Below are 10029 nucleotides of genomic sequence, written 5' to 3' on the forward strand. Positions count from 1 at the left end.
CGCAATGGACAATGCGCTTCTCGCCGATGTCCAGGAAACACTCCCATGTCCACGCTGATCAGTCGTTCCCCTTCCCGCCTGTTGCAGGCCAGCGATCTGCTGCTCCTGCTGGTCGCGCTCGTCTGGGGGACCAGCTACGGCGTGGCCAAACAGGCGCTGGTGTTCTATCCCGTGCTCGGTTTTCTCGCCGTGCGTTTCTGCCTGACCTTTCTGATCCTGCTACCGCAGTTGCGTGGAGAGGGCCGCCAGGCCTGGGCGCCGGGCATTCCGCTCGGCGGTGTGATGCTGGCCATCTTCCTGTGCGAAACCTATGGCGTGCTGCATACCTCGGCCAGCAACGCGGCGTTCCTGATCAGCCTGTGCGTGGTCATCACCCCTTTCGTCGAATGGCTGATGTTCGACCGCAGGCCTGATTCGCGCCTGCTGCCCGCGGTTGCACTGTCGCTGTTCGGCACCTGGCTGCTCAGCGGCGGGGTCGACCTGCAATTCAACCTGGGTGATGGCCTGATGCTGGTGGCGGCTCTGCTGCGCGCCGTTCTGGTCTGCCTGACCGGCAAGCTCACAGCCCACACTCAGGTTCCCGCACTGGCGCTGACGGCGGTGCAGACCGGGGTGATCGGTCTCGGCTGTTTGTTACTGGGGGCGATCTTCCTGCCAGGCGGGTTGCCCGCGCTGCCGGTGGAGCCGGCGTTCTGGATCGGCACCTTGTATCTGGTGCTGTTCGCCACGCTGTTCGCGTTCTTCGTGCAGAACTACGCCCTGCGCCGCAGCAGCCCCACACGAGTGTCCCTGTTGATGGGCAGCGAGCCGCTGTTCGGGGCGCTGTTCGCCGTGCTGTGGCTCAGTGAGGACCTGAGTGTGCAGGCCTGGGTCGGTGGCTTGCTGATCGTGGCGGCGACCTTGTGGACGAGCCTGCTCAGGCGCTGACAGTCGTGGTGGAAGGGTGAAGCGCCTTCCACCCTACGGCTAAAGTCGTGCGTGTATGTGGGAGCGCGCCATGCCCGCGAATTTTCGCGCGCATGGCGCGCTCCCACGGTTAACTACAATTGCCAGTTTCGTAGCCTGGGTTAGCCGAAGGCGTAACCCGGGACGGTGGCAGGGGTTTTCACAAATCCCGGGTATCGCTGTGCTCAGCCCGGGCTACGGGTTACTGGGGTGCAAATGAATCGCCAGCCATAGCGCACCTTCGCTGGTGCGCTCTACGCGGTGGGGCGTGCCAGCTGCCAGGAACAGGTGATCGCCGGCAGTCAGCTCGATAGTTTCTCCGGCAACCGTCATGCGCGCTTCGCCGCGGGCCAGCAGCACCCATTCATCCTGCTCCTGCACATAGTCCATCGACTCGATACGTGACGAGCTGACGATGCGTTCGATCACCAGTTCGCGATGGCTCAGCAGGGTTTCGAAGCGTTCGCCCTGAGCGGGCGGCTCGCTGTCGGTGAACAGGTTGGCGAGTGAGGTGGTGGTCATGGCGGCTCCGAGACGCGCGGCGTTCAGCCCGCGTCGATTTCCTTGGCCAGGCGCTCGACCTGTTCCAGGCGTTCGACCTGATCGAGGCGGGCACCGGGGTTCAGGGACGACCACTCCGGTCGTGCCCGGGCTATGCGCAGCGCGGTCGGCAGCTTGCCCTCGCGCCACTGGCTGTCCTGCAGGGCGTCGAGGCGTACCGCTTCCACCGCTGCATGGCCACGGTGATCGAGGGCCTGCAGCAGGTGCTGCTGGCGCAGCGCGAGCAGGCGCAGCACGGCGTCGTCGACGGTCAGCTCTCGCTGGCCCTGGAGCTTGCCCTTGAGACGCGAACCATAATTACGCAGGGTCTGCGCGCCACCGCCGAGCAATGCGCCGGCCAAGGCAGCGGTTCCCAGGGTCAGGCCGCCGACCAGCAGGTCCACGCCGGCACCGGCCGCGGCACCCGCGGCAGCGCCGCCGCCCAGGCGAATGCCCAGTTGCTTGATGGTTTCCGGGTTGAACAGATCATCGCCCCAGCGGCCGTCCAGCAACGGCAGGTCGTCGGCGCGGGCATCCTCGCGGCGGAAGGCATACAGACGCAGCAAGGCTTCCACGCAGCGTTGTTCGCGCTGGCGAACCTCTTTGCGAAGTTCGCCGATGGCGCTCTTTTCCAGTTCGCTTTGGTTGGCCACGCTGCGTCGGCAGGCGGCGCAGTCGATCAGCAGTTCGGCGATCAGGCGCTTGGCGCTACGGTGGCGGGCCACTCGTTGAGCCTCGTGGTCGTCGATCAGGCGTTGCAGCTGCGGGCGCGACTTCTCGTGCATCAGCGCCAGGCTTTCATAGAGCCGCCGCTCGCCATCGAGTGGCGGTGCCACGCTGTCGAAACGAACCAGAGCATGCAGTCCCAGGCGTGCCAGTGCTTCGCGCCAGTCGTCTTCGCGATGATTGGCACTGGCCACGAAATTCAGCACGGGTAGCAGCGGCCGCCCGCACATGGCCAGCACGTTCAGCTCGTCCCGGTACTTGGCCAGTACCGGCTCGCGTGCATCGATCACGTAAAGACCGGCGTCGGATGCCTGTAGCTGGCGCAGCACCTTGGCTTCCTGTTCGAAACGCTGGCGCGCCTCACTGCCTTCCATGAAGCGCGCCAGGCGGGCCGGGCCGTCGAGGCGCTCGCCGGGACGATCCAGCCTGTCGAGGTAGTCGAGCAGGGCGATGGCATCTTCCAGGCCGGGCGTGTCGTACAGCTCCAGCAGTGCTTCGCCGTCCACCGACAGGCGTGCGCCCTCGACGTGGCGGGTGGTGCTGGGGCGATGCGACACTTCGCCGAAACCGATATCGCGGGTCAGGGTACGCAGCAGCGAGGTCTTGCCGACGTTGGTGTGGCCGACCACGGCGAGCTTCAGTGCCTGGCTCATGGGCGGCGCTCCCGCAAGCGATCGTCGCCGCCTAGGAGCGAGAGGCGTCGCGCCGCTGGCTGCTCTATCGCGGCTGCAATCGCATCGCCGGCTAGCCGGCTCCTACAGGATTGATTGCGGGCAGAGGGCTTTTGCAGGAGCCCGCTTGCGGGCGATCGCGATGGTCGGCAGGCTGCAAGAGCGATCGCCGGCAAGCCGGCTCCTACGGAAATGCGGCTAGTCATGGCCCGTCTCCAGCCAGGTCAATGGCGAACTGTCGCGATGCTCAAGCTGCAATCGATCCAGCGCACTATGCCAGTCACCCAGACGTTCGCCGTCGAGGCTTTCCCCGGACGGTGGCGGTAGCAGCCAGATGCGTGTTTCGCCGGCGCAGCGTGCCAGCTCGGCGAGCAACGCCAGGCTGCCGCGGTCCGGCGAGCGCCGTGGATCACAAGCGATGGCCAGGCGAGCGGGCGGAAAGCGGGTGAGCTGGTCGAGGAGTTGGCGGCGCTGCTCGCGGCTGTCGATGATCCCGGCGTCGGCCACCGACTTGGGCAACTGCGGTGGCCAGGGGCGCCGGTCGTCCAGCTCGATGGCCACCAGCAGCGCGCCCTGGCTGGCGTCGACGCCGGCGCCGGACTGCACCTGATAAAGCTGCGCCGGCTCTGCATCGCACACGCCCAGGCGTTCGCTGTTGGGTTGCAGGCGGTCGCGCAGCAGGCCGTAACCGGGCAGGTCGACATCCAGTTGCAGGTGGGCCACGCCGCTACGCCAGCGCCACAGGCAGATCAGCCCCAGCAGCAGGCGTGGCAGCAGGCCGTAGAGCACGACCACGCCGATCAGCCAGCCGGCCCAGGCATGCCGGGCCGACTCCAGCGGCAGCGGGCTGTCGCCACTGGCGCGTACGGTGGCGGCATCGGGAACCGGAAAACCCAGCAGGCCGGGCAGGGCGCCGAGGGCCTGGGTGAGGGCGACGAAGGTATCGCCGCCCAGCAAGGTGGTTTCCCATACGAAGCCATAACGGCGGGTAGACAGCAGCGCGAGGAGCATCAGCAGGGCGGTGGTCAGTGCCACCAGCCAGAGCCCGTGTACGGCCATGCCGACCAACCAGCGATTGAGGCGCTGGCGACGCAGTAGCAGGACCAGGGCGGGGCCGGTGTGCAGCGCGCTGGCATCGCGGGCCAGCTTCTCGCTGAGCCACAGCCAGAGGCGCCCGAGCACCGCGCCATGGCCGCCGCCAAACAGCAGGCCGATCAGCCAGCCAAGCAACATCAGCAGGTGCAGGCCGAGCAGGCTACCCAGGGCCCAGAACACGTTGACCGGCGTTTGTCCGTCGCCCAGTGCGGCTACCGCCAGGCCCGCGCCACTGGCCAGGGCCAGCAGGCCGAGCAGCAGCAACGCCAGGCGTGCGCCTTGCAGCCAATGGCGCTGCGCCTGCTGCTGGCCATCGCGCTCGGCGAGCAGCAGGGCGCGGTTTTCGATGCGGGTGGCCAGGTCACCGCCTGCCACCTGAGCACGGCGGTTGGCTTCGCTGTCCTCGAGCAGCCCGGCATGTTCTTCTCGCAGGCGTACGGCCTCGCAGAGCCATAGGCGTTGCAGCTTGGGTAAGGCCACGCGATCTCCCGGCAGTTGGAATCCACGGGGAGCATAACCGCTGTGAGGCGATTGGCAAAAACTCGCGTTTAACGGACCTGTTGCTGGCGCAGTCGCACGGCGATATCGGGCTGGTCGATGAACAGGCCGTCTATGCTGGTGGCCAGGAAGGCACGGACCTCCGCGTCGATATCGCCGCGGTCTGCGGGGCTGCTACCCCGTTGCAGCTCCGCGGGCAGAAACTGGTTCTCGGCGCGGAAGGTATAGGGGTGGACCAACAGCCCCGCAGCATGGGCATCGGCGACGAATCGCGTCGGTTCGCCCAGGCTGCCGTCCGGCTTGCGCGGGATGACGTAGCTCTTGTCCGGGCCCACGCCATTGGCGTATTCGGCGACTGCCCGCAGCCCGGCTGGCGTGGCCATCTGCGCGTAGGTCAGCGGATTGCCCTGCACGACCTGATCATGGGGCTGGCCCTTGCCGTACAGCTGCACCAGGCGCAGCGAGCTCAACTGACGCAGTGCTTTCAGGTTGCTCACCTCGAAGGACTGGACGTACACCGGCGCTGCGGCGTCGCGATAGCCATTGCGAGCGAGGGTCTCGATCAGCGGCTTGTCCATGCCCAGGCCCAGCTGTTGGAAATGCGCGGGATGCTTGGTCTCGATGTACAGGCCGATCTCACGGCCCTGGCTGACCTGCAGCGCTTTTACCAGGTCGATGACTTCCTGCAGGGTGGGGATCTCGAACTGGCCATCGAGGCGGGTATTGCCCGGGCGGATATCGGGGATCCGCTCGATGGCACGCAGGCGCTTGAGTTCGGCCGCGGTGAAGTCTTCGCTGAACCAACCGTCGAGCTCGACGCCATCGATGTTGGCCTTGCGTTTGCGGTCGGCGAACTCGGGGTGCCTGGCGACGTCGGTAGTCAGGCCCAGCTCGTTGTCGTGGCGGGCGAACAGTTGGCCGTCCTTGCTCATCACCAGATCCGGTTCGACGTAGTCAGCACCTTGCAGCACGGCGACCGCATAGGCAGCGAGGGTATGTTCGGGCAGGTAACCGCTGGCGCCGCGGTGCGCGATGATCAGCGGTTTGCCGTCGTCGGCACGCTTGGCGGCGGGCGCTGCCGGGGTTTCTGCGTGCGCCGTGAAGGGCAGGGCGAGCAGTGTGCTGAGCAGTAGCAGACGGGGCTGGCGTAGGGGCATCGGGCATCTCTCCTGGGCGGCATTGGCGGTGGTTATCCAACAGCCTGCACTGAAAAAGATGGCGTGGCGATGACAGTGCGGCAAGTCATGCAGCGCGATGCGGCCCTCTGCTATGCTCGCCGCCATGACGACTCGACTCCCCCTCTGCCTGATCGCCGCCCTTGCGGAAAACCGCGTGATCGGCCGCGACAACCAATTGCCCTGGCACCTGCCGGCGGATCTCAAGCACTTCAAGGCCAAGACCCTCGGCAAGCCGATCATCATGGGTCGTAAGACCTGGGATTCTCTCGGCCGTCCGCTACCTGGGCGGCTCAATCTGGTGGTCAGCCGCCAGTCCGGCCTCGAGCTGGAAGGTGCCGAGGTGTTCGCGACCGTCGCGGCCGCTCATCTGCGGGCCGAGGCCTGGGCTCGCGAGCAGGGCGTCGACGAAGTGATGCTGATCGGCGGCGCTCAGCTGTACGAGCAGGCGCTGACCATTGCCGACCGCCTGTACCTGACCCGCGTGGCGTTGCAGCCCGAGGGCGACGCCTGGTTCCCGGCGTTCGACGAGGCGCAGTGGCAGCGCACCGAGCAGGACGATCAGCCGGCTACCGATACCGCGCCCGCGCACAGTTACGAGACCTGGACTCGCCGGTAGTCCGCCCCCTTATATATTCTGATTCGCCACCCTGACCCGGTGGCGTTTTACCTTGTGCGGCCAGTGAGAGATACACCATGAACGACACCCCGGACGCTGGCGAGCGAGAGACGATTGCCGACTTCTTCGTCCGTCATCCACTCTGGGAAGATGCGCTGGCGCTGATCCTCGGCACCGCCATGGTCGCCCTGGGCATCACCCTCTACAGCCACGCAGGCCTGTTGACCGGCGGCACGGTGGGGCTGGCCTTTCTAATCAAGTACCTGGCTGGCTGGCCGTTCGGCGTGGTGTTCTTTCTGCTCAACGTGCCGTTTTACTTACTGGCGATCTGGCGCATGGGCTGGGCATTCACTCTGCGTACGGTCTGCGCGGTCGGCCTCGTGTCGCTGCTGGCCGAGCTGACGCCGCACTGGATCACTTTCGCTGCGCTCAACGAGCTTTACGCTGCGCTGTTCGGTGGTTTCGCCATGGGCCTGGGTTTGCTGATGCTGTTCCGTCACCGTGCCAGCCTGGGCGGTGTGAACATCCTCGCGCTGTATCTGCAGGAGCGCTTCGGGTTGCGCGCCGGTGCCGTGCAGATGGGGGTGGACGCCGCCATCGTGCTGGCGTCGATCTTCGTCGTGGCCCCTGAGAAGGTCGCGCTGTCGGTTCTCGGTGCCGTGGCATTGAACATGGTGCTGGCCATCAATCACCGCGCCGGCCGTTACATGGGCGTGAGCTGACAGGCGACTCGCTGCACTCCGTCGCTCCCTGAGCATCGCCCCTGCGCCATTCCCCTCTCGTCGAGCGGGCACCTGTCGCGCAGCGCGATGCCCTTCACCCTATTTTTCCGGGTTCAGGCCCCTGCCGCTGGGTTTGCCGTGGGAAGGAGGGCGGCGGCTTCGCCATATTTGGTAATAAGATTTAAGGAGTTAATGAGAGGTGATATCGTTTATGCGTCTGCGTATCACTCTACTCAAAACAACAGGAGACTCCTATGAATCCCCATGCCATGGCGGGCGCTGGCTGTGCTCGACGGCCGCTTCCCTGCGCCCCCAGCCTGTTGGCTGTCGCGATCACCCTGGCTGGCATCGCGATGCCGCTGATGGCCCACGCGCAACAGGCCGCACAGGGCGATAGTGGCAGTACCGTGGTCCTCGAGCCTCAGGACGGAACACTCGAACTGGAGGCCACCTCGGTCACCAGCAACCAGCTCGGTACCATCACCGAGGAATCCCAATCCTACACGCCGGGCTCCATCGCCACTGCGACCCGTCTGGTACTGACGCCGCGCGAAACGCCGCAGTCGATCAGCGTGGTCACGCGCAAGCGCATGGATGATTTCGGGCTCACCAGCATCGACGACGTAATGCGTCACACCCCGGGAGTCAGCATCGTCACCTATGACACCGAGCGTACCGAGTACTACGCCCGTGGTTTTGCCATCAACAACTTCCAGTACGACGGCATTCCAATGTCGCGCGACTCCGCTTACTCGGCAGGCAATACCTTGAGCGATATGGCGATCTATGACCGTATCGAAGTGCTCAAGGGGGCTACCGGCCTGCTGACGGGTAGCGGTGACCCGGGTGCGACCATCAACCTGATCCGCAAGAAACCAACTCACGAATTCTCAGGGCATCTTTCCGCTGGCATCGGATCGTGGGAGGACTACCGCACCGAGATCGATGTCGGTGGCCCGCTGACCCCTACTGGCAACGTACGCGGTCGTGCAGTCGCAGCCTATCAGGACAAGCATTCGTTCCAGGACAACTATGAGCGCAAGACCAACGTCTATTACGGCATTCTCGAGTTCGACCTGAGCGAAGACACGCTGCTCAGCGTTGGGGCCGACTATCAGGACAACAAGCCGGAAGGATCGAGCTGGGGATCGATGCCGATCTTCGACAGCAATGGCAACTTCAACAAGGTTTCTCGTTCTTTCAACCCAGGCACCAACTGGAGTGGCTGGGAACAATACACCCGCACCGTATTCGCCACGCTGGAGCACAACTTTGCCAATGGCTGGCTGGCCAAGATGCAGCTCAACCACCAGATCAATGGCTATGACGCGACCCTGGGGTCTGCCAGTGCGGGTAATCCCAACCCGGCGGACGGTTCTGGTGCTCGTCAGTGGCAGGGCAAGTACGTCGGCGAGACGAAAGCGGATGCGGCCGATGGCTACGTGAGCGGCTCGTACCAGTTGTTCGGCCGCGAGCATGAGCTGGTCGTGGGAGGCAGCATTGCGCGCCGCAAGACGGATCGTGATGGCTATGCCTTCTTCGGCCCGGACGTCGATGACTTCTACAGCTGGAATGGCAATGTCCCCGAGCCGGATTGGGGAGCGCCGACCAACGACAAGGAGACGATTCGTGAGAACGGCCTCTACACCACCTCGCGTTTCAATCTGCAGGATGATCTGAAGCTTATCCTCGGTGCGCGCCTGGCCAATTACCGGGGGGAAGACACCAAGAAGAGCGGTGTCGTCGTGCCGTACGCAGGGCTGATCTATGACCTGACGGACACTATCTCGGCCTACACCAGCTACACCACCATCTTCAAACCGCAGAGCAGCCGCGACCGGCAGGGCAGAACCCTCGAGCCGCAAGAAGGTGACAACTACGAGATCGGCCTGAAGGGCGAGTTCTACGACGGCCGTCTGAATGCCAGCCTGGCCTACTTCGAAATCCACCAGGACAACCGTCCTCAGGCCGATGGGTTCATCAACGGCACGGCAGAGCAGGCTTTCCGCGCCGTGCAGGGGGTGAAGACCAAGGGCTACGAGGCCGAAGTCTCGGGTGAACTGACACCGGGTTGGCAGCTGCAGGCCGGGTACTCGCACAAGATCGCTCGCGTCGACGGCAGGAAGCTCTCCACGGTAGAGCCAGAAGACCAGTTCAGCGTTTACACCACCTACAACCTCAAGGGGCAACTCGAGCCATTGACCGTTGGCGGCGGTGCGCGCTGGCAGAGCAGAAGCTGGGGCTCGGTGTGGAATGCACCGCGTGCTCGCAATGAGGACTTCGGCCAGAGTGCCTACTGGCTGCTGGACGTGATGGCCAAGTATCAGGTAACCGATAACCTGTCCGCGACCCTGAACGTCAACAACCTGCTGGACAAGAAGTACCTGACCATCATGGACTTCTACAGCGTTTACTCCTGGGGCGAGCCGCGTAACGTCATGCTGACCACGCGCTACGACTTCTGAGTCACCTGCCAGATGCGAAGAGGGCCGCTTACCCTGTCTCCCTCATGACCGGAATCGGCATTCACGCTGTTCCATAGGAGCCGGCTCGCCGGCGATCAGTGGCCATTGCGCGCCTTGCGTGACGGCTGGCATCGCATCGCCCGCAAGCGGGCTCCTACGGGCATGGCGAGTGCGGGTGGTCTGGCGGTAGCCGTAGGCCGTGGATCATCACGCGGTCACGTAGGAGCCGGCTTGCCGGCGATTAGCGGCCATGGCACGGAGTGTGGGGTGGCCCGCGATCATATCGCCCGCAAGCGGGCTCCTACGGATATGGCGAGTGCGGGTGGTCTGGCGGTAGCCGCAGGCAGGCTGTGGATCATCACGCGGTCACGTAGGAGCCGGCTTGCCGGCGATCAGTGGCCATTGCGCGCCTGCGTGACGGCCAGCATCGCATCGCCCGCAAGCGGGCTCCTACGGATGTGGCGAGTGCGGGTGTGGCGGTAGCCGCAGGCTGGCTGTGGATCATCACGCGGTCATGTAGGAGCCGGCTTGCCGGCGATTAACGACCATGGCACGGAGTGTGGGGCGGCCCGA

General features: G+C 64.9%; 8 protein-coding genes. 4 read left to right on the plus strand and 4 right to left on the minus strand.

Annotated elements, in window-relative coordinates:
* Window positions 1-45 precede the first annotated feature (45 nt).
* Window positions 46-927, plus strand: coding sequence for a DMT family transporter (locus ACT9T4_RS16105; RefSeq protein ID WP_042553554.1), 882 nt, complete (start codon window positions 46-48; stop codon window positions 925-927).
* A 213-nt stretch (window positions 928-1140) separates the two neighbouring features.
* Here ACT9T4_RS16105 and ACT9T4_RS16110 read toward each other — a convergent pair whose 3' ends face one another.
* From ACT9T4_RS16110 to ACT9T4_RS16125, 4 genes are all read right to left on the minus strand, one after another.
* Entirely contained in the window at window positions 1141-1467 is a 327-nt protein-coding gene (locus ACT9T4_RS16110) for a cupin domain-containing protein (RefSeq protein ID WP_499117906.1), read from the minus strand.
* A 23-nt stretch (window positions 1468-1490) separates the two neighbouring features.
* Window positions 1491-2864, minus strand: a complete 1374-nt coding sequence (locus ACT9T4_RS16115; protein ID WP_179539588.1) for a GTPase/DUF3482 domain-containing protein — start codon at window positions 2862-2864, stop codon at window positions 1491-1493.
* A 216-nt stretch (window positions 2865-3080) separates the two neighbouring features.
* Window positions 3081-4457, minus strand: a complete 1377-nt coding sequence (locus tag ACT9T4_RS16120; RefSeq protein ID WP_499117908.1) for a DUF2868 domain-containing protein — start codon at window positions 4455-4457, stop codon at window positions 3081-3083.
* A 68-nt stretch (window positions 4458-4525) separates the two neighbouring features.
* Window positions 4526-5632 (minus strand): glycerophosphodiester phosphodiesterase, encoded by a 1107-nt coding sequence (locus ACT9T4_RS16125; RefSeq protein WP_499117910.1) that lies wholly within the window; start codon window positions 5630-5632, stop codon window positions 4526-4528.
* A gap of 112 nt (window positions 5633-5744) precedes the next feature.
* Here ACT9T4_RS16125 and ACT9T4_RS16130 point away from each other — a divergent pair, with 112 nt between their 5' ends.
* The 3 genes from ACT9T4_RS16130 (at window position 5745) to ACT9T4_RS16140 (ending at window position 9456) form a co-directional block, all read left to right on the plus strand.
* Window positions 5745-6269, plus strand: a complete 525-nt coding sequence (locus ACT9T4_RS16130; protein WP_042553549.1) for a dihydrofolate reductase — start codon at window positions 5745-5747, stop codon at window positions 6267-6269.
* Window positions 6270-6346: 77 nt separating this feature from the next.
* Window positions 6347-6991: a YitT family protein gene (locus ACT9T4_RS16135; RefSeq protein ID WP_499117912.1), complete on the plus strand. Its 645-nt coding sequence runs from the start codon at window positions 6347-6349 to the stop codon at window positions 6989-6991.
* A gap of 353 nt (window positions 6992-7344) precedes the next feature.
* Window positions 7345-9456, plus strand: coding sequence for a TonB-dependent siderophore receptor (locus tag ACT9T4_RS16140; protein ID WP_499117917.1), 2112 nt, complete (start codon window positions 7345-7347; stop codon window positions 9454-9456).
* Window positions 9457-10029 lie beyond the last annotated feature (573 nt).

This window comes from Pseudomonas sp. SZ40 (assembly GCF_052958135.1).